18 protein-coding genes are annotated in these 18,385 nt (G+C 67.6%); 10 read left to right on the forward strand and 8 right to left on the reverse strand.

The features are described 5' to 3' along the window. The first annotated feature begins 121 nt into the window (after positions 1–121). Positions 122–514 (forward strand): ATP-binding protein, encoded by a 393-nt coding sequence (locus tag ACQPYM_RS31225; RefSeq protein WP_433007678.1) that lies wholly within the window; start codon positions 122–124, stop codon positions 512–514. After that, complete coding sequence (locus ACQPYM_RS31230; RefSeq protein ID WP_433007680.1) at positions 511–1,305, forward strand: RNA polymerase sigma factor SigF; 795 nt, start codon at positions 511–513, stop codon at positions 1,303–1,305. The genes ACQPYM_RS31225 and ACQPYM_RS31230 overlap by 4 nt, the downstream gene beginning before the upstream one ends. Positions 1,306–1,308: 3 nt before the next feature. On the opposite strand, the gene ACQPYM_RS31235 is transcribed toward ACQPYM_RS31230, so the two are convergent. Next, positions 1,309–1,719, reverse strand: a complete 411-nt coding sequence (locus tag ACQPYM_RS31235; RefSeq protein ID WP_433007682.1) for a hypothetical protein — start codon at positions 1,717–1,719, stop codon at positions 1,309–1,311. A gap of 425 nt (positions 1,720–2,144) precedes the next feature. On the opposite strand from ACQPYM_RS31235, the gene ACQPYM_RS31240 reads away from it, so the two are divergent. After that, on the forward strand, positions 2,145–2,396 hold the full coding sequence (locus tag ACQPYM_RS31240) for a WhiB family transcriptional regulator (RefSeq protein WP_012922773.1): 252 nt from the start codon (positions 2,145–2,147) through the stop codon (positions 2,394–2,396). Positions 2,397–2,471: 75 nt separating this feature from the next. Here ACQPYM_RS31240 and ACQPYM_RS31245 read toward each other — a convergent pair whose 3' ends face one another. Then, entirely contained in the window at positions 2,472–3,947 is a 1,476-nt protein-coding gene (locus ACQPYM_RS31245; RefSeq protein ID WP_433007684.1) for a sensor histidine kinase, read from the reverse strand. 121 nt (positions 3,948–4,068) lie between these two features. Here ACQPYM_RS31245 and ACQPYM_RS31250 point away from each other — a divergent pair, with 121 nt between their 5' ends. Beyond that, positions 4,069–4,974, forward strand: a complete 906-nt coding sequence (locus ACQPYM_RS31250) for a DUF2785 domain-containing protein (protein WP_433007685.1) — start codon at positions 4,069–4,071, stop codon at positions 4,972–4,974. 33 nt (positions 4,975–5,007) lie between these two features. On the opposite strand, the gene ACQPYM_RS31255 is transcribed toward ACQPYM_RS31250, so the two are convergent. Next, positions 5,008–6,075 carry an endonuclease/exonuclease/phosphatase family protein gene (locus ACQPYM_RS31255; RefSeq protein WP_433007687.1) on the reverse strand — a complete coding sequence of 356 codons (1,068 nt, stop codon included), beginning with the start codon at positions 6,073–6,075 and terminating at the stop codon, positions 5,008–5,010. A 78-nt stretch (positions 6,076–6,153) separates the two neighbouring features. On the opposite strand from ACQPYM_RS31255, the gene ACQPYM_RS31260 reads away from it, so the two are divergent. From ACQPYM_RS31260 to ACQPYM_RS31270, 3 genes are all read left to right on the forward strand, one after another. After that, positions 6,154–6,426: a DUF3311 domain-containing protein gene (locus ACQPYM_RS31260; RefSeq protein ID WP_433007689.1), complete on the forward strand. Its 273-nt coding sequence runs from the start codon at positions 6,154–6,156 to the stop codon at positions 6,424–6,426. Next, positions 6,423–8,078, forward strand: coding sequence for a monocarboxylate uptake permease MctP (gene mctP / locus ACQPYM_RS31265; protein WP_433007691.1), 1,656 nt, complete (start codon positions 6,423–6,425; stop codon positions 8,076–8,078). Before ACQPYM_RS31260 ends, mctP begins: the two co-directional genes overlap by 4 nt. 84 nt (positions 8,079–8,162) lie before the next feature. Then, positions 8,163–8,744 (forward strand): DUF5317 domain-containing protein, encoded by a 582-nt coding sequence (locus tag ACQPYM_RS31270; protein WP_433007693.1) that lies wholly within the window; start codon positions 8,163–8,165, stop codon positions 8,742–8,744. On the opposite strand, the gene ACQPYM_RS31275 is transcribed toward ACQPYM_RS31270, so the two are convergent. Then, a complete protein-coding gene (locus ACQPYM_RS31275) occupies positions 8,706–9,986 on the reverse strand; it encodes an HD-GYP domain-containing protein (RefSeq protein ID WP_433007695.1) in 1,281 nt (426 codons plus the stop codon). The two genes, ACQPYM_RS31270 and ACQPYM_RS31275, sit on opposite strands and share 39 nt — an antisense overlap. Beyond that, complete coding sequence (locus ACQPYM_RS31280; protein ID WP_433007696.1) at positions 9,986–11,335, reverse strand: HD-GYP domain-containing protein; 1,350 nt, start codon at positions 11,333–11,335, stop codon at positions 9,986–9,988. The genes ACQPYM_RS31275 and ACQPYM_RS31280 overlap by 1 nt, the downstream gene beginning before the upstream one ends. Before the next feature lie 279 nt (positions 11,336–11,614). Between ACQPYM_RS31280 and ACQPYM_RS31285 the strand changes: the two genes are divergently transcribed. The 3 genes from ACQPYM_RS31285 (at position 11,615) to ACQPYM_RS31295 (ending at position 16,831) form a co-directional block, all read left to right on the forward strand. After that, entirely contained in the window at positions 11,615–11,689 is a 75-nt protein-coding gene (locus tag ACQPYM_RS31285; protein WP_369759046.1) for a 50S ribosomal protein bL37, read from the forward strand. Between the two features lie 326 nt (positions 11,690–12,015). After that, positions 12,016–14,403 carry an NB-ARC domain-containing protein gene (locus ACQPYM_RS31290; protein WP_433007697.1) on the forward strand — a complete coding sequence of 796 codons (2,388 nt, stop codon included), beginning with the start codon at positions 12,016–12,018 and terminating at the stop codon, positions 14,401–14,403. A gap of 1 nt (position 14,404) precedes the next feature. Continuing rightward, complete coding sequence (locus tag ACQPYM_RS31295) at positions 14,405–16,831, forward strand: ATP-binding protein (protein WP_433007699.1); 2,427 nt, start codon at positions 14,405–14,407, stop codon at positions 16,829–16,831. A 7-nt stretch (positions 16,832–16,838) separates the two neighbouring features. Here ACQPYM_RS31295 and ACQPYM_RS31300 read toward each other — a convergent pair whose 3' ends face one another. The 3 genes from ACQPYM_RS31300 to ACQPYM_RS31310 form a co-directional block, all read right to left on the reverse strand. Next, complete coding sequence (locus ACQPYM_RS31300; RefSeq protein ID WP_433007700.1) at positions 16,839–17,210, reverse strand: YciI family protein; 372 nt, start codon at positions 17,208–17,210, stop codon at positions 16,839–16,841. 126 nt (positions 17,211–17,336) lie between these two features. Beyond that, the gene (gene rsrA / locus ACQPYM_RS31305; protein WP_433007701.1) at positions 17,337–17,615 is read right to left on the reverse strand and encodes a mycothiol system anti-sigma-R factor; all 279 of its coding nucleotides are present in this window, start codon (positions 17,613–17,615) and stop codon (positions 17,337–17,339) included. Then, a complete protein-coding gene (locus ACQPYM_RS31310) occupies positions 17,612–18,250 on the reverse strand; it encodes a sigma-70 family RNA polymerase sigma factor (RefSeq protein ID WP_433007702.1) in 639 nt (212 codons plus the stop codon). Before ACQPYM_RS31310 ends, rsrA begins: the two co-directional genes overlap by 4 nt. Positions 18,251–18,385 lie beyond the last annotated feature (135 nt).

Here is an 18,385-nt window from a genome sequence, read left to right on the forward strand (position 1 = left end):
CGGTTCCGCAGTACGGGACCGGCCTCGTTGCCTGTGGCCGTGCATTGCCGGGCCCCAGCGTGGAAGATGTACGCGGTGGGCCGAGCGCCCAAGAGTTCAGGCCCGCCTGGGAGGAAACACTGTGAGCAGCACCGGACGACCCGCCGAGGTCCGCCTCAGCATTCCCGCGGACAGCGCCTACATCGCCGTCCCGCGGTCCGTGGTCGGAAATCTCGCCGCCCGCAACGACTTCACCGTGGACGCGATCGACGACCTGCGGATCGCGGTCGACGAGGCGTGCGCGCTGCTGCTCCCGCAGGCCTCCGACGGCGTCCTGGACCTGGTCTTCGAGATCGCCCCGCCGCACCTGACGGTCAGTACGACGGCCACCGTGCCGAACGGCTGGAAGCCGGACACCGGCTCGTTCGGCTGGACCGTGCTGACCGCGCTGGTGGAGTCCGCCGCGGCCGAGACCGTCGAGGGGCGGCTGACGATCACCGTGTCGGCGACCGCCACCACGTCGGAGAAGGCGTGACCGAGGATCGATCCCTGGGCGGCGAGGCCCAGGAACCCGACCTACGCACCCGTACCGCCACCCTCTTCGCCGCGATGGCGGGCTCCACCCCCGGCGACCCGGCCCACACGCTGGCCCGCGACGGCCTGGTCTCCCTGCACATGCCGCTGGTCGAGCACCTGGCCCGGCGCTTCCGCAACCGCGGTGAGCCGTACGACGACCTGGTCCAGGTGGCCACCATCGGCCTGATCAAGGCGATCGACCGGTTCGACTCGGATCGCGGGGTCGAGTTCTCGACGTACGCGACGCCGACGATCCTGGGCGAGATCAAGCGGTACTTCCGGGACAAGGGCTGGGCGATCCGGGTGCCGCGCCGGCTGCAGGAGCTGCGGCTCTCGCTGACCGCGGCGACGGCCGAGCTGACCCAGGAGCAGGGCCGGGCCCCGACGGTCGGCGAGCTGTCCGAGCGGCTGGGACTGCCGGCCGACCTGATCATCGAGGGCCTGGAGTCCGCGAACGCCTACAACACGCTGTCGCTCGACGCCCCGGACCAGAACGAGGCGGACGCCACGACGGTCCTGGACGGCCTGGGCGGCGAGGACGAGGCGCTGGAGAGCGTGGAGTACCGCGAGTCGCTCAAACCGCTGCTGGCCCAGCTGGACACCCGGGAGAAGCGCATCCTGACGCTGCGGTTCTTCCGCGGCATGACCCAGTCCCAGATCGCCGACGAGATCGGCATCTCCCAGATGCACGTCTCCCGCCTGCTGGCCCGCACCCTCACCGAACTCCGGGCAGGCCTGCTCAAGGAGTGAGGACTAGAGGACCGGGTGATCCTTCGTAGGGTCGTCCGCCAGAGCTTCCATGGACTCCTTCTGGAACACGGCGACCAGTACTGCGGCCGCCGCGATCGCCAGCACTACGGCGACGGTGGTGGTGTTGCCACCCCAGAAGCTCCAGGCGACGCCGAGCTGGATCAGCTGGGCGAACACAGCCGGGCCGCGGCTCCAGGTCGAGGTCCGGTAGAGCCCGCGCGCCACGAAAACCAGCGCCGCGCCGTACAGAAGCAGGAATCCGGCGGTGGTCAGGCCCATCACCCAGCGGCTCGAGTCGATCGTTATTGCTTCGACAATTCCCAGAACAGCGAGCACGAGGCCTTCCGCAGCGACCACGGCCGCGGCTAGCTTGAGCGGGCGCGGAGCGGTGGACGGCGTCGTTTCAGTCGGCACGTGCTCCAGCGTAGTGCCGGGCTCAGGGCAGGACAGAGTCCGGCCGGTGAGCGTCCGGGCCGGCGACCCTCCTTCCCCGGAGGCTCGCGGTCGCAGAACTTCAGCCCCACAGGGATTCGAGGTTGTGCGTAACCCCGGGGCGGTTGGATCGGTTACTTGCAGTGAACGGGTGATCGCGCCAAGGGATGTCCGTCCGGTTTCCGGACGGTGCTCACCGCTGCACACCGGTTCGTAGTGTTAAGGAAGTGTTGTGATCGGATCGACAAGTCCATAACCCTTGTTTCGGTCACCCGAGATTGGGAACATGGAGTCGTTCGTGAAAACGTTCACAACGCTTCGCACCACCCCCGTGCGAGTACTGGCGCGCTGATTGGGCACAGACCAGCCTTCAGCGTAATCAACCACTGAGAGAGATGGGATTCGCCATGGATTGGCGCCACCGGGCCGTTTGCCTCGATGAGGACCCGGAACTGTTCTTCCCCATCGGCAACACCGGGCCCGCGATCATGCAGATCGAGGAGGCCAAGCAGGTGTGCCGTCGCTGCGACGTACGTGAACAGTGCCTCGCCTGGGCATTGGAGGCCGGACAGGACCACGGTGTCTGGGGCGGCCTGAGTGAGGACGAGCGACGCGCGCTGAAGCGCCGCAACGCCCGCGCCCGCATCCGTACCGCCTGACCAGGCAGCACGAAGCAGGCCCCGCGGGATCCGCGGGGCCTTTCGATTTTCCAGGGCCGATTCTTACCGGGCTTGTTACTCCTTGACCGGAAAGTCGAGGACGACGGTGGTGCCCGGACCGTCGGTGCGTGGGTGGAACTCGAGCATTCCGTCGAGTTCGCCGATCACCAGCGTGCGGACGATCGACAGCCCCAGATTGCCGGACGTCTCGGAGTCGAAGCTGTCCGGAAGCCCCTTGCCGTCATCGGTCACCACCACTCGCAACCGCCCCACCGACCTCTGCGCGGCCAGCTCGATGCTGCCTATCGCCTCTTCGGTCGACCGACTGCTGAACGCGTGCTCCACGGAGTTCTGCATCAGCTCGGTCAGCACCATCGCCAGCGGTGTCGCCACCTCGGAGTCCAGTACGCCGAAACTGCCGCTGCGGCTGATCGTCACCTGGGTCGAGATCGTCGACACGTCGGCGACCATCGCGGCCACCCGGTCGGCGACGTCGTCGAAATCCACGTGCTCGTCGAACGACTCCGACAGCGTCTCGTGCACGATCGCGATCGACCCCACCCGGCGGACCGCCTCGGCCAGCGCCGCCTGCGCCTCCGGCACGGTGATGCGCCGGCCCTGCATCCGCAGTAACGCGGCGACGGTCTGCAAGTTGTTCTTGACGCGATGATGAATCTCCCGGATGGTCGCCTCCTTGGTGACCAACTCCCGCTCCCGGCTCCGCAGCTCGGTCACGTCCCGGAGCAGGATCAGCGCGCCCACGTGCTCGCCCTCGGCGCGCAGCGGGATCGCCCGCAGGAACAGCGTCGCGTCGGAGTTCTCGATCTCGATCTCCTGCGCGGCCCGGCCGGTCAGCACCGACGCGAGCACGTCGTCGACCTTCTGGCCACTGTGGATGAGCTCGCCGGTGACGTCCTTCAGCCGGCTGCCGACCAGGTCGGTGACGAGACCCATCCGGCGGTACGCGGACAACGCATTGGGGCTGGCAAACGTCACCATGCCGTGCCGATCGACCCGGATACACCCGTCCCCCACTCGTGGGGTGGTCGAGAGCAACCGCTCCCCGCCGTACGGGAAGATGCCGTCGGTGATCATCCGGGCCAGGTCGGTCGCGCTCTGCAGGTAGGCGATCTCCAGGCGGCTCGGGGTCCGGACGCCGAGCAGGTTGGTGTTGCGGGCGATCACGGCGATCACCCGGCTGTCCCGGCGTACCGGGATCGTCTCGACCCGGACCGGCACGTCGTCGCGCCACTCCGGATCGCCCTCGCGGCAGATCCGGCCGCCGTCGTAGGCCTGGTCGAGCAGCGGCCGGCGTTCGCGCGGGATGAAGCTGCCGACGATATCGTCCAGGTACGCCGTCGGGCCGGTGGTCGGCCGCATCTGGGCGCCGGCCCAGAATCCGAGCCCTTCGGTGTCCGGCAGCCACAGGACCAGGTCCGCGAAGGACAGGTCGGCCAGCATCTGCCAGTCGGACACCAGCAGTTGCAGCCGGTCCAGGTCCGCCTGGTCCAGCGTCGTGTGGTTCCGCACCACATCGCTCAAGGACGGCACGCTCCTGAGCCTAGGCCATGGGGCCGGAGGGACCCGCGTTGCCGGGGTCCGTCGTGGACAGGCTCGACAGGAGGCGGTCCTTGGGTGTTGATTGAGCAGGTCCAAGTGAAAGGATGCATTGGTGGAGTCGACGTACTGGCAGGACGTGATGGCCGCGGACTACGCGGTACCCCGCGATCGTGCACTGACCGACCTCACCGAGGAGCTTGTCCGCGGCCTGGCCAGCACCAACCCGCAGGTGCGGGACGCGCTGGCCTACCCGACGCTCGCCACCTGGCTCGAGCGTGGGGTCTACGACGATCTGCTGCCCGGTTTCGGTGACGGTCTCTGCGCTGGTCTCGCGTACGGGCTCGGGGAGGACGGCACCGACACGGTGTTCCGGCGGTCCTTCACCGCGCTGACGCTGGCGGAGGTGATCCATCGCGACAACGCCGAGTTCCTCGTCCACGACGAGGTGGTGATGCGCTGGGGCGACCGGCTGGCCACCTGGCTGCTGCGCGAACGCGACCTGCGCGGGTACGTCGCCGACTGTGGCTGGGCGCACGCCGTTGCCCACGGAGCCGACGCGATCGGCGCGCTGGCCCGCTCCCGGCACTGCGACGCCGGCGTACTGCGAGCACTGCTCGACGTGCTGGCCGACCGGATCGTGAAGGAGACGCAGTACCGGTGGGTGCACGAGGAGCACGACCGGGTCGCGCACGCGGTGATGACGATCCTGCACCGCAACATGCTGACCAGCGACGAGCTGGAGCGCTGGCTGAAGCCGGTGGCGGCAACCGCGGCCCAGCAGCCGCTGATGCACGAGACCCTGCCCGAGTGGCCGACGCCAAACGTCTTCAACGCCCGCGGCGTCCTGCACGTCCTACTCAGCCAACTGGCAATCGGCGTGAAGGGCTTCCCCATCCCAGGCGACGACGAACTCTTCGGCCGCCCGATCGAAGCCCGAGCAGACATGCTCCTGATGCTCACCGAAGCAGTCCGAGGCTCCCAGCCCTACATCTACCGCCCAGCCGCCAACAACAGCTAGCCACTCCCCCGCGCCAGCTCCGCCGGCGTGGGGCTAGTTCTTGGGGACGGCGATTGTGGTGATGATTGCGCGGTGGTCGGTGCCTTTGAGGTTGTAGGTTCTGAAGCGGTTGGGGGCTATGCCGTTGGTGACTACTACGTGGTCTATCTGGGTGCGGAACAGGGCTGGGCGGTCGGACGGCCAGGTGCCCTGGAGGCCGGCGCCTACGGACGGCGCGACGCTCTTGCAGTGGCGGCCTAGGGCGTCGCGGAAGTCGGCGTGGTCGGTGGTGGCGTTGAAGTCGCCGGCGAGGACGGTCTGCGTGCCTGACGCGCACCAGCCCTCGAGCACCTCCAGGTCCCGCTTCCAGCTCGTCACGGCCGACGGGAGTGGCGGGTAGCCGTGGTACGCGATCAGCCGGAGCTTGCCGAGGTTCCCACCGGTGACGATGATGTGGCCGAACTGGGTCGTGGTCTGCTGGACCGGGCCGATCGTCTCGGCACCCGGGTCACCGGCGCCGGGTTTCGGCGTACCGGGTAGTTGTGAGCTGACCTTGCCGGTGTCCAGCTTCTCGGAGTCGAACTGGACATTGCCGAGAGTGGCGGAGACCAGAATGCTGGTGGCGCTCTCCACGGCCGCGTTGGCCTGCTGGGTGTAGCCGTAGTACCGCCGGCCCTGCAGGTGCGCCTCGATCTCCTGCCGTACGTCGACCTGGGCCTCCGGCAACGACACGACATCCGGCTTGTGCTCCAGGATCAGCTTGGCCACCTCCCCCGCGTCGGCTCCCCCACCGAGCACGTTGGCGACCATCACCGTCAGCACGCGAGTCCCGGCGGGTGGAGGCGTCGGGTCGGACAGGGCCCTCGGCGCCATCAGCGCGCCGCCGGTGAACGCCAGCAGGAGCAGCAGCCCGGCCGCGATCCGCCAGTTCCAGCGCAGCAGCATGCCCAGGCCCAGCAGCAGCACGAGCACCAGCAGCTGCGGCCGGAAGGACACCAGCTGGGTGAACGGAGTCACCTCGTCCAGCCCGTAGAGCTCCGGATACAGCGGCAGGGCAACGACCAGCAGAAACAGCACCGACAGCACAACCCGCCGCACATTCCACGCCGTCTCAGAATCCATGCCCCACCCTGAAGGTCTAGTCGTTCCCTGCCGGCGGAAGGTAGCGTTCACCCGCGCCTGTGTCCCGAGGAGGTTGCTGTGTCCAAGCTTGCCGCGGTCAGACCCGCGTACTGGATCGCCGGCTTTCTGCTGGCGGTCTCGGTGGTCGTACCACTCATAGTCTCCACCTACGCCCGGGAAGAACCCCGATTGTGGGGTTTCCCGTTCTTCTACTGGTACCAGTTGCTCTGGGTCTTCGTCTCCGCGATCACCGTGAGCATCTCGTACAAGCTGGTGACACGGGAGGAGCGCAGGCGACGGGCCGAGTCCGGCCTCGACGCGGGGTCCAGCAGGAAAGAGGGCAACCGGTGAACACCGAGGTCAACTGGGTGCAGCTGATCATCGTGGTGGCGATCTTCGTCGCCGTCACCGTGATGGGCTTCATGGCGGCGCGCTGGCGGCGTACCGGTGAGCTGGACAGTCTGGACGAGTGGGGTCTGGGTGGCCGCGGCTTCGGCACCTTCATCACCTGGTTCCTGCTCGGCGGGGACCTGTACACGGCGTACACGTTCATCGCCGTCCCGGCCGCGATGTACGCGACCGGCGCCGTCAGCGGGTTCTTCGCGGTGCCGTACACGATCGTGGTCTACCCGATCATCTTCATCTTCATGTCCCGGCTCTGGTCGGTCTCGCACCGCAACGGCTACGTGACGCCGGCGGACTTCGTCGGCGGCCGCTACGGCAGCAAGGGCCTGTCCCTCGCGGTGGCCGTCACGGGCATCCTCGCGACGATGCCGTACATCGCGCTGCAACTGGTCGGCATGCAGGCGGTCTTCGAGACGATGGGCCTGGGTGGCGACAACCTGCTCGCCAAGGACCTGCCGCTGCTGATCGCGTTCGCCGTCCTGGCGGCGTACACCTACTCGTCCGGGCTGCGGGCGCCGGCGATGATCGCGTTCGTCAAGGACGGCCTGATCTATCTCGTCATCGGAGCCGCGATCCTGTACCTGCCGGGCCAGCTCGGCGGCTGGGACTCGATCTTCGACGCGGCGAAAACGAAGATGGAAACCCCCAACCCGACCACCGGACGGCCGACCGGCGCATTTGTCCCGGGCGAATCGGGGTACTCCGCGTACTGGACCCTGGCGCTCGGCTCGGCGCTGGCGCTGTTCATGTATCCGCATTCGGTCACCGCCGTGCTGTCGACCAAGAACCGGAACGTCGTCCGGCGCAATGCGGCGATCCTGCCGGCCTATTCCCTGTTGCTCGGCCTGCTCGCGCTGCTCGGATTCATGGCGATCAAAGCCAATGTCAACGTGACGGGCCTGGACGGGCTGGCGAACCCGCAGCTGGCGATTCCGCGGCTGTTCGACCAGGAATTCCCGGCCTGGTTCGCCGGTATCGCTTTCGCGGCGATCGCGGTCGGCGCGCTGGTCCCGGCGGCGATCATGTCGATCGCGGCGGCGAACCTGTTCACCCGCAACATCTACCGCGACTTCCTGAAGAAGGACGCCACCCCGGCCCAGGAGGCCAAGGTGTCCAAGCTCGCCTCGCTGCTGGTGAAGTTCGGCGCGCTGGTGTTCGTGCTCGGGATGGACAAGACGGTCTCGCTGAACCTGCAACTGCTGGGCGGTATCTGGATCCTGCAGACCTTCCCGGCGATCGTGGTCGGGCTGTTCACCCGCTGGTTCCACAAGTGGGCGCTGCTGACCGGCTGGGCGGTGGCGATGGTCTGGGGCACGATCACGGCGTACAACGTGGTCAACCCGGCGACCAAGAAGCACTTCGGTGGCTCGCTGGCCAACATCCCGTTCACCGACACGATGGTCTACATCGGGCTCACCGCGTTCGGCATCAACCTGATCATCACGGTCGCGCTGACGTTCCTGCTGCGGGCGTTGAAGGTCGCCGACGGTACGGACAGCACCGACCCGTCGGACTACCTCGCGGATGCGGGCGACCCCGGCGTGAAGGACCTGCCCGAGCTGCTGGACGAGGGCGGACCGTCGCCCGCGAAGGCGTAGTACAGGCACTGGTAGTGGCCGCTCCGACACGCTCAGGAGTGGAGTAGGCCGGTTTGACGGGCCATGGCGGGCAGAATCACCAAGATGTTGCTGGTTCTGCTCGTCATGGTGCTCGCCGCGGGAGCGGCGCTGCTCACCGGCGGGCGTCTGACGGACCTGGCCGGCAACACGCTGTCCGGCCTGCACTGGCTCGTCGCGGCCGCTACCGGGCAGGTTCTGGGCTCTCTGACCGGCGGTATCGCCTATCCGGTCGGCCTGATCGGCTCCGCCGTCTGTGTCGGCGTCTTCCTCCGCCTCAACCTGTGGCGGCCCGGCGTCGCCCTGCTCGCCCTCGGCTTCGGCTGCAACGCCTTGGTGGTCAGCCTGAACGGCGCGATGCCGGTCTCGCTGGCCACGCTGGCCCGCGCCGGCATCGAAGGCTTCGCCGAAGACCCCCGCCACGAACTGGCCGACGCCGCGACCCGGCTCCCCTGGCTCGGCGACGTAGTACCGGTCGCTCTGCCCGGCCTCGGACAGGCGGTCAGCCCGGGCGACGTACTGATCGCCGCCGGCGCAGGCCTCCTCCTGTACGCCGGTATGGGCGGCACCGGCCGCGTTCCGACGCCTCCCGTTCCAACGTGGGAAGAGCTAGAACCGAAACCCGCGCCCGACCACCCGGCGCAGTGACTCCACCACGACGGGGTCGTACTCCGCGCCGATCCCCAGCCCGATGTTCTCCATCGCCTTGGCCGGCGTCTGGCCACCGTCCTCGCCGACCAGTTGCTCGTAGGCCAGCGCGACGTTGACGATCCCGCTCTCCAGCGGAATGGCCGAGTTGTTGGCCCGCCCATGCCGGTACGGATCATTCGAGTGCCGCACGATCTCCGCCACGTGATCCAGCACCCCGGACCGCTCGATGATCGAAGCCCCGATCTCCGCCGCCTGCTGCCGCTCCTCCCGACTCCGCAACAACGAGGCCCCACCCGGACTGGGATCCGCCAACGCCAACTGCCCAACCCCGGACAGCAACGCGGCGTACTCCAACGCCTCCATCCGAGCCGGCGTCAACCCCAGATCGTTCCCAATGGCAACCGCCAGACTCGCGGTCCGCGCATTCTGCCCCGGACTACTGAACCCAGCAATCTCCGTACTCCGAGCCATCGACCGAACCGTAGTCCGGTACGTCCGCTGAGCCGAAGCAAACCGCCGAAACGCAAACTGAGTCAACAACAACGGCACCACCACCAACGGCGGCGCCCACAACCCGAGCAATGAGGTCCCGGCGGCCAGCAGCATGCCGCTGATCCCCATCGCGATCCCGATCCGGCCCATCACACTGAGTTCGTCGCGCAGGGCCGCGGGGAATGGCCGATTCAGCCGCTCGGTGGCCTGCCCAGCCCCCACCAGCGCATCCATCAGACCGGCCGCAAGGACAGCCAGCAGCATCGTGCCCGCCAGCGGCAGCGCGTGTGTCCAGGATCCGTTCCAGTAGAACTTCTCCGGCGTGAGGAGGGCGAAGATCGCGGCAGCACAGCCGACGGAGAGCACCCGACGACTGGAGATCACCAGGTCCCAGCCAAGCCCGGCCACGGCCCTGGGCAGAATCCCGGCCAGCGTGGCTACGCCTGTCACGGCGATGATCTGGGCGACATCAGGCGGCACCTGGACGGCCGGGCCACGCAACATGACGTAGGCCAGCGCGGCGCTGGTGGCGATGGGTGCGCGGTTCCGGCTGCGATCCACCCGGAACTGCACCATCTCACCGACCGCGATCAAGAGCCCGAACGCGAGGGCGAACGGCCATTCGGTCAGGCCGCGACGCGCGGTCATGACCAGAGCGATGGCGCCGAGACAGCCGCCGGCGGCAACGATCACGAATCCGCTGCTGAGCCGGCGTGAATGCAGCTCTTCTGCCTCTCCGAGAAACATCACCCTGGGCCTGCCGCCGACCCGGCTGCACCGCCGCCGGCGCCGAGACTCAGGTCGTCGTGGTCGATGCTGACTTGAATGTTGTCGTCGGGGGGTGGCTGATCGGCGGCGGCCGCCGTCCAGCCACGGGTCTGGATCACCTCGACGAACTCGTCCACCAGCTCAGGGTCGAAGTGCGTGTACCGATCCTCGACCAGGATGGCCAGTGTCTCCTCGACGCTACGGGCCGGCCGGTACGACCGGGTCGAGGTGAGACAGTCGAAGGCGTCCACGATCCCGATCATCCGGGCGAAGTAGGGGATGTTGGTACCGCTGAGCCCGGCCGGATATCCCGAGCCGTCGTACTTCTCGTGATGGTGCAGGACCGCGGACTTGACCTCTTCGAGAAAGGGAATGTTGCCGATCAGTTCGACACCACGGGCAGGGTGCAGCCTGATGGCGTCCATCTCGGAGTCGTCCAGCTTGCCCGGCTTGCGGATGATGCTGGTCGGTACGCCGACCTTCCCCACGTCGTGCAGCAGTCCGGCGTGCTCGAGCGCGTTCTGGCGATCCTCGGACAACCGAAGGTGCTTGCCCAGCATGCCGACACCGGCACTGACCCGCTCCGAGTGCCCCCGGGTGTACAGATCCTTCGTCTCGATGACCTGGATGAAGGCCCTCATCGTCGCGGCCTGAGCGGCACGCTCGGCCTGATACTGGGACAGCGCCCAGCGGACGACCACGAGTGGGACCAGAACGAGCAGACAGGCAACGATGCCGAGCCCACCGATCCACATCACCGCCAGCAAGACACCGAGAGCGCTGTAGCCGAGCATGGGCAAGAAGGTCGGGCCGATCACGGACCGGAGGAAGTCGACGACGCGAACCTGGCCTTCGATCCACAGGATCAGGCTGAGCAGTACCGCGTTGGCCAACTGATGGCCGACGGTCGCCGCCAGAGCAGCCGCGAAGGTCAGCGGGACATGATCGAGAACCTGCGCTCCTACCGGCGCCCCGACCGCGGTATAGGCCAAGCCGCCACCAGCAGCAGCGAGGACTCGATATGAAGGGTTGAAGATCCGTTTCACCATGGGCGACGGTTGTCTGAGTTGCGGCAGGTAGCCGAAGACGGAGACAGCCACCGCGTACCAGGGCCCGGCAATCACGAACACTGCGACGAGCGCGATGGAATCGAGGACAGCCGGGTGGTTCGGCAATACACGAAACCGCAGCGCTCCGCCGAGGAGCATCAACAGACAAAGGGTGAGGACAGTCGAACTGTAGGTGATCCGCGTCAGCGCGACGACCAGAACGGTCACGGCTGATGCGGCGATGAGGGCCACCGCGACTCGAAGCAGTGATGCTCTCACTGGGGCGTCACCTCAAGCCTTCCGCTACGCCAAAGCTCACCAATCCCAGCTGTCGCCAAGCATCATAGTCACCTCCGACCAGCGGCGTAGTCTCTTGAACCCGCGACGGCGGGCAGGGGGGTGTGGACAGCGCATCGCTGACTGTTGACTTTATTTTCGCTCGTCCGTCTTGCGCCGAAACACTGTAAGGCCAGACCGTGACCCGCCGCACCGTGGCGAACCCACCGACATGGTATGAGAGACTGTGACTCTTTGCAGTTGTTACAAGGAGGCTTTCAAATGGGCAAGACCGGCCGCAAGCGTCGCGCACGGAAGAAGAAGGGCGCGAACCACGGCAAGCGCCCGAACGCCTGACTCAGGCGACTACGGACAGCGAGGACCCCGGTGAAAACCGGGGTCTTTGCAATTTGGTCACAGGTCCAGACAAGACCAGGAACCAAACTGGTTCATATACTCAGTGTTCCCCGCTGAACACTCCTTGCTATTACCCGGAATGATTTCGTAACCGACCCGGCACTGATCGTTATCAACCGGTTTTGTCCGCTCTTTACCCCGAACCTGCGCCCGGCCCGATGGCCGTCTGTGGATAACACCGGACGGGTGTCCGCCCGACCTCCTACAGTAGCGATTGGACCAATCGCGACAGGGTTGGCAAGCGGGCGACGAGGGGAGGGCCGACCATGGAATCGCTGGCCGCCCTCCTCCGCGGATTCCGTATCGCCGCGGGACTCACCCAGGCTCGACTGGCTGAGAACGCCGGGCTCAGTGAGCAGGCGATCAGCCTGCTCGAGCGCGGGGTCCGGCGACGTCCCCGGGCCGAGACCCTCCAGGCGATCAGCACGGCCTTGAGGCTCGCACCCGACGAGGAGCGGCAGCTTTTCATCGCCGCGCGGGGCGGCTCAGGGCCCAAGCCAGCCGCCAGTTCCGGCTCGACTCCGCGAGAACTTCCCCAGACCGTTGCCGACTTCACCGGTCGGGAAGGCCCGCTGGAGAAGGTGCTCGGGGCTCTCGCGCGGGCCGAGCTGTCGAGCGTCCGGCTGGTCATCACCGGGATGGGCGGCGTCGGCAAGACGGCGCTGGCCGTACATGCCGGACATCTCGCCGCGGATCGCTTCCCCGACGGCCAGCTGTACGTCGCGCTTCGCGGCTACGACCCCGGTGCCGCGCTGACCAGCGCCGAGGCTCTGGGGCAGATGCTGCGTTCCCTCCGCGTACAACCGGAGTCGATTCCCGACAACGTCGACGAGATGGCGCGGCTGTACCGATCCCGGGTCGCCGGACGGCGGATGCTGATCCTGCTGGACGACGCCAGTTCCGTGGACCAGGTGACGCCGTTGCTGCCCACCGATGGATCGGCGGCCATCGTCACCAGCAGACGGTTCCTCGCGACGCTGCCTGGGAGCGTGATCGTCCGCCTGCCGACTTTCACCGCTTCCGAATCGATGAGGCTACTGGCGAACGTCGCCGGTGAGGATCGGGTGAGCTCCGAGAAAGCAGCTGCGCGAGAGCTGTCGGAGCTGACCGGCGGTCTACCGCTCGCGTTGCGACTGATCGGTGCGCGGATGACGGCGCGCCCCAGTTGGTTGCTGCGGCACTTCGTCGACCAGCTACGGGACGAGCGTCGCCGCCTGGACGAACTCGGACAGGACCACTCCGGCGTCCGAGCCGCCTTTGCCTCCTCACTGAACGAACTGGCCGCGAGTCCACGGGAGACCGATCGTGAAGCCGCCGAGGCCTTCGACCTGTTGAGCCTGGCCCGCGGCCCGGTGATTTCCGCACAGCTGGTCGCCCGGCTCCTGGGCAAAACCCTTCTGACGACGGAGCGGCTGCTGGAGCGTCTCGTCGATCTGCATCTCCTGGACTCGGTCGCTCCCCTGCGCTATCAGCTGCACGATCTGCTGCGGGCGTACGCCGGCGAACGCCTGTCGGCCAAGGAACGCGAAGCCGAACGACGGGCGGCCGTCGAGCGAGGTCTGCGGTACTACGTCGCGGCCGCGTGGCAGGCACACCGGGTCACCCATCCCTGGAGCTTGCGGCAACCAACCCAGGAGCTCGATCTCACCGATGTGCCGGTCTTCGCGGACCTGACCGAGGCGCCTGCCTGGTTCGACGTGGAGTACGACTCGATCCTCGACCTCTACCAGGCAGCTTCGGCCGAGCCAGGACTGGCTCGGCGGTTCGGCCCCTCACTGGCGCTCGGGCTGTTCGGCTACCTGGAGATTCGCGCCCACTGGCCACGGATTCAAACCCTCTACGATCTCGCCCTGGCTTCGGGCCGGCCGGAGGACGATCCGGTCACCTGGGGCTGGCTCGAACACGATCGTGCCGTCCCGGACATCGAGCTGGGACACCTGGAGCTGGGCCGCGTGCGCCTGCTGCGTTCCCTTTCTCATTTCGAGACAGCCGGCGACTCCGCGGGCCTGGCGCGCTGCTGCTCTTCGCTGAGTCACGTCTGCGAGTTGCTCGATCAGGTGGATGAAGCGATCGCCTGGGGTGAGCGAGGCCTGAAGGTGGCTCAGGACGCCGGCGAACCGGGTGCGCTCGGCACCAGTCAGTTGGCGCTTGGCGTGCTGTACAACCGGGTGGGCCGCAGTACGGAAGCAGCCGCGGCCTTCCAAGCGAGCCTGGAGCTGGCCGACAACGACAGATCGCTGGCGCGACGTCATCGGGTGGTGGCCACCAGCCACCTCGCGGCCGGCGCCGACGAGGCCGCCATCGGCCACTTCAACGCCGCGCTCACCTTGTACGCCGGAATCGACGATCCCACCGGTCTGGCCGAGGTCCTTCAGTACCTCGCCAAGATCGAGTTTGCCCGCGGCCACTACTCCGAAGCCGAGGAGAAGATCCGCGAAGGCCTGCAGTTGACCGAGCTCCACAGCGACACCCACCGCCGGGCCTGGCTGCTCGCGAACCTGGCCACCATCCAGGACGTCACCGGCAAGCCGGCTGCCGCGCGGCGGACTCGGCAGCGGGCGATCGAGGTCTTTGAAGCCGACGGGGTGACTGCGGCGGCCGACCAGCTGCGGAGAGAGCAGGTCGGTGGGGCGAGCAGGGTGTTGGGGGGCTGACGTGGGGACGTTGGCGGAGTTGCTTCGGGGGTTTCGGGTTGAGGCTGGGCTGACGCAGGCTCGGCTGGCGGAGAAGGCGGGGCTCAGCGAGCAGGCGATCAGTCTCTTGGAGCGGGGGACGCGGCGGCGGCCGCGGGTGGAGACGGTGGAGGCGCTGGCGGAGGCTCTTGGGCTCGATCCTGAATCCGCCCGGCAGTTGTTCTTGGCTGCGAAGACTCCGCGTCGGCCGGGAGGCGAGCAGCCTGAGACGCCGGCGGCAGCCGCCCGCGTGGTGCCCCGGCAGCTTCCACCTGCTTCAGCCGACTTCACCGGGCGCGAGGCCGAGGTGGCAGAGCTCCTGCAGGTGTTCCAGCCGGGCGACCACCAGCCGGGCGACCACCAGCCGGCCGGGCTCCAACTGGCTGCCGTCACCGGAATGGGCGGCGTGGGGAAGACTGCTTTGGCGGTCCACGTCGCTCATCTGGTAGGCGACAGCTTCCCGGATGGACAGCTGTATCTCGACCTGCGCGGCTACGGCCCCGGTACTCCGCTCGACCCGATCGAGGCACTCGGCCAGCTGATTCGCTCACTCGGCTTCGACGACGAGCGGACCGTTCCTTCGGGCATCAACGAACTCGCCGGGCTCTATCGATCGCGGCTGGCCGGTCAGCGCGTGCTCATCCTGCTGGACAACGTCAACAGCGCTGCCCAGGTGCTGCCTTTGTTGCCGGGGGCGCCGGGCTCGGCTGTCATCGCGACCAGCCGTCGTGCACTGACCACTCTGCCGGGTTGCCGGCAGATCGCGCTGACGCCCCTGTCCGAGGCTGATTCAGTCGAGTTGCTGGCCACGATCGCCGGTCGCGAGCGCATCGCGGCGGAGAGCTCGGCGGCGCGATCCATCGCCCAGCTGACTGGACGGCTCCCGTTGGCGGTCCGCCTGATCGGTGCCCGGCTCGCGGCCCGGCCGAGCTGGCCGATCGAACACATGGTGGATCAACTGCGCGACGAGCACCGCCGGCTGGACGAGTTCGGCACCGGTGAGTCAGGAGTCCGCGCCAGCATCGCCGGCTCCCTGGAATCTCTTGCCAGCAGCAACCAAGAACTGGACCGCAAAGCCGCTACCGCCCTGCCGTTACTCGCCCTCCCGGACGGGGCGGACCTCAGCACCCTCACCGCCGCACACCTGCTCGACGTACCCGAGGACGCCGCCGAACACATCTTGGAACGCCTCGTCGACCTCAACCTGCTCTCCTCGGCGGTACCAGGGCGGTACCGGATGCACGACCTGATCCGGACCTTCGCCCGGGAGCGCGCGAGCCAGACACTGTCCGAAGGCGCCCGCACCGATGCGTTGACCCGCGTGCTTCAGCACTACACCGGCGTTGCCTGGCGAAGTCAGCAGCTCACGCACCCCGAGAGCCGCCGGCACCCCCTGGCCGCCCCATCGGCGCGCCCGCTGCCCAGGCTTCCCGATGCTCCGACCGCACTCACGCTCCTCGACCACGAACGAGCCAACATCCTCGGACTCGTTCGGCAGGCAAGTCGGTCGCCGGGTCTGCGGCCCTTCGTCCCGGAGCTGGCGGTCGCCTTGTTCGGGTACGCCGACGCGCGGTCGCGGTGGGTCGAGATGCGGACGATCGACCGGATCGGCCGCGAGATCGCCGGTGATCTCGGCTACGACCGCCTCGCGGCCTGGCTGGAGCACGACCTCGCGATCCCCGACGTGGAGCACGGCCACCTCGAAGCTTCACTGGTCCGATTCCGGGCGAGTCTGGAGATGTTCAACTCGATTCCCGACCTGGCCGGTCAAGCTCGCTGCTGCACCTCGCTCAGCTACGTCCTCGAACAGATGGGCCGGCTGGACGAGGCGCTCCGCTGGGCCGAGGAAGCTCTGCAGGTCAGCGCACGGATCGATGACCAGAGCGTCGTCGGGATCAGCCATCTCGCGATGGGCAGGTTGCACAGCCGTCGCGGGGCGTACGACCTGGCCGCCGAGTCGTTCGCACTGAGTTTCCGGCTGGCGGAGAAGTCCGGTAACCCGCGGTCGCTGGCCAAGCGACATGTGATCGCCGGGGAGGCATACCAGGAGGCTGGATTCCACGGGGCTTCGGTGGAGGTCCTGCGCAAGGGCTTCGAGCTCTTCGCACAGCTCAAGGATGGCAACGCCCAAGCCGAATGCCTGCAGCACCTGGCGTCGAACTCGCTAGCTACCGGCAACTGGGCAGCAGGCGCCGAGCAGGCCGAAAACGGCATCCGGCTGGCCAGGAACTACGGTAACCAGCAACGCGAAGGCCTGCTCCTGATCGAGCTGGGCAAGATCAGAGCTGCTTCCGGTGATTCCGCGGCTGCTGTCGCTGCCTGGCGCGAGGCGGTGGGTGTGCTTCATCCGCTCTTCCCCAACGACGAGGCGGCTGCTCGGGCGTTGCTTGCGGAGTACGGCGCGTCCTAGCCAGGGGCTACATCAGGGGGCGGAGTTCTACCGTGTCGCCCGGGGAGGTGAATTGGGCGGCTACTTCTTCGGCTCGTTGCTGGGTGGGGAAGTCGAAGAGGAAGAAGCCGGCTAGGTGTTCTTTGGCTTCGGCGTAGGGGCCGTCGGTGGTGACCGCGCCGGTGGGGCCGGCGGTGTAGAGGCGGGCGTGGGCTGGGTCGCCTAGGGCTTCGCCGGTGAGGAATTCGCCGGATGCCTTCAGTTCGGTCATCAGGGTCTCCCAGTCGCGGTCCATCTTTTCGCGCTGGGCGGCCGGGAGTTGCCGGCCTTTGGCGGTGTACGACGTTGTCGGGTGGCCCCAGGGTTCGGGGTTGGAGTGGATCAGGATCACGTACTTCACCGGGAGACCTCCACGGGTTCGGTACGCCGGGTGGCGCACCTTCTGCCGGGGACGTCGAAGCCTCGCGGGCGCCCTCGACATTCTGGAAAAAGAAAGCCCGGCCGGAGCCGGGCCGTTCTCAACGGGTCACTCTGGGCCGGGGCTGGTCGTCTCGATCCGGATCTGGGTCAGCCGGAGCAGGATCTTCTGGCGCAGGGCGTCGGGGGCGTGTTCGTCGCCGCAGGAGCGGTGGACGAGCTTCTTGACGCAGCGCTCGATGTCGTACTCGTCGAGGCAGGGTGCGCACTCTTCGAGGTGCTGGCGGATCTCGTCGGTGCTCGCGTCCTCGAGTTCGTTGTCGATGAAGACGTAGACCCGTTGCAGGATCTCGCCGCAGTCCACGTCGTGGTCCTCGCCGCAGCTCACGACTTCTCCTTCTCGGCCGCCGCGGCACCAGCCGCCGGCGCATCGTCTGACGCGGGGATCAGGCCCCGCTCCCGGGCGTAGTCGGCCAGCAGCTCGCGCAGCTGGCGCCGGCCGCGGTGCAACCGCGACATGACGGTCCCGACCGGCGTCCCCATGATGTCGGCGATCTCCTTGTAGGCAAACCCCTCGACATCAGCGAGATAGACGGCCAGCCGGAAGTCCTCCGGGATCGCCTGCAGCGCCGACTTCACGTCGGAGTCGGGCAGGTGCTCCAGAGCGACCGCCTCGGCCGACTTCAGGCCACCGGGAGTGTGCGACTCGGCGGCGGTGAGCTGCCAGTCCTCGATCTCCTCGGTCGGCGACTGCGTGGGCTGCCGCTGCCGCTTCCGGTAACCGTTGATGAAGGTATTGGTCAGGATCCGGTACAGCCACGCCTTCAGGTTGGTCCCGGGCGTGAACTGGTGGAACGAGCTGTACGCCTTCGCGAAGGTGTCCTGGACGAGGTCTTCGGCGTCGGACGGGTTGCGCGTCATCCGCATCGCGGCGGCGTACATCTGGTCGAGGAAGGGCAGCGCCTCGCGCTCGAAGCGCTCGGTCCGCTGCTCGGGTGTCTCGGTGGTCGTCGGAGTCGGCATCGTTACTGAGAATACCGGGGTCTTCGCGGTCTTCCGCGCAGGAGCCAGACTCGTCGCCGTCATGCTCATCACAACAAGGCCGCCCGCCACCTCATTCCCGGGCGCGGCGGGCAGTTCTACGGCTCAAACGACCGG

Source organism: Kribbella sp. CA-294648 (assembly GCF_050943845.1).
Lineage (GTDB): Bacteria > Actinomycetota > Actinomycetes > Propionibacteriales > Kribbellaceae > Kribbella.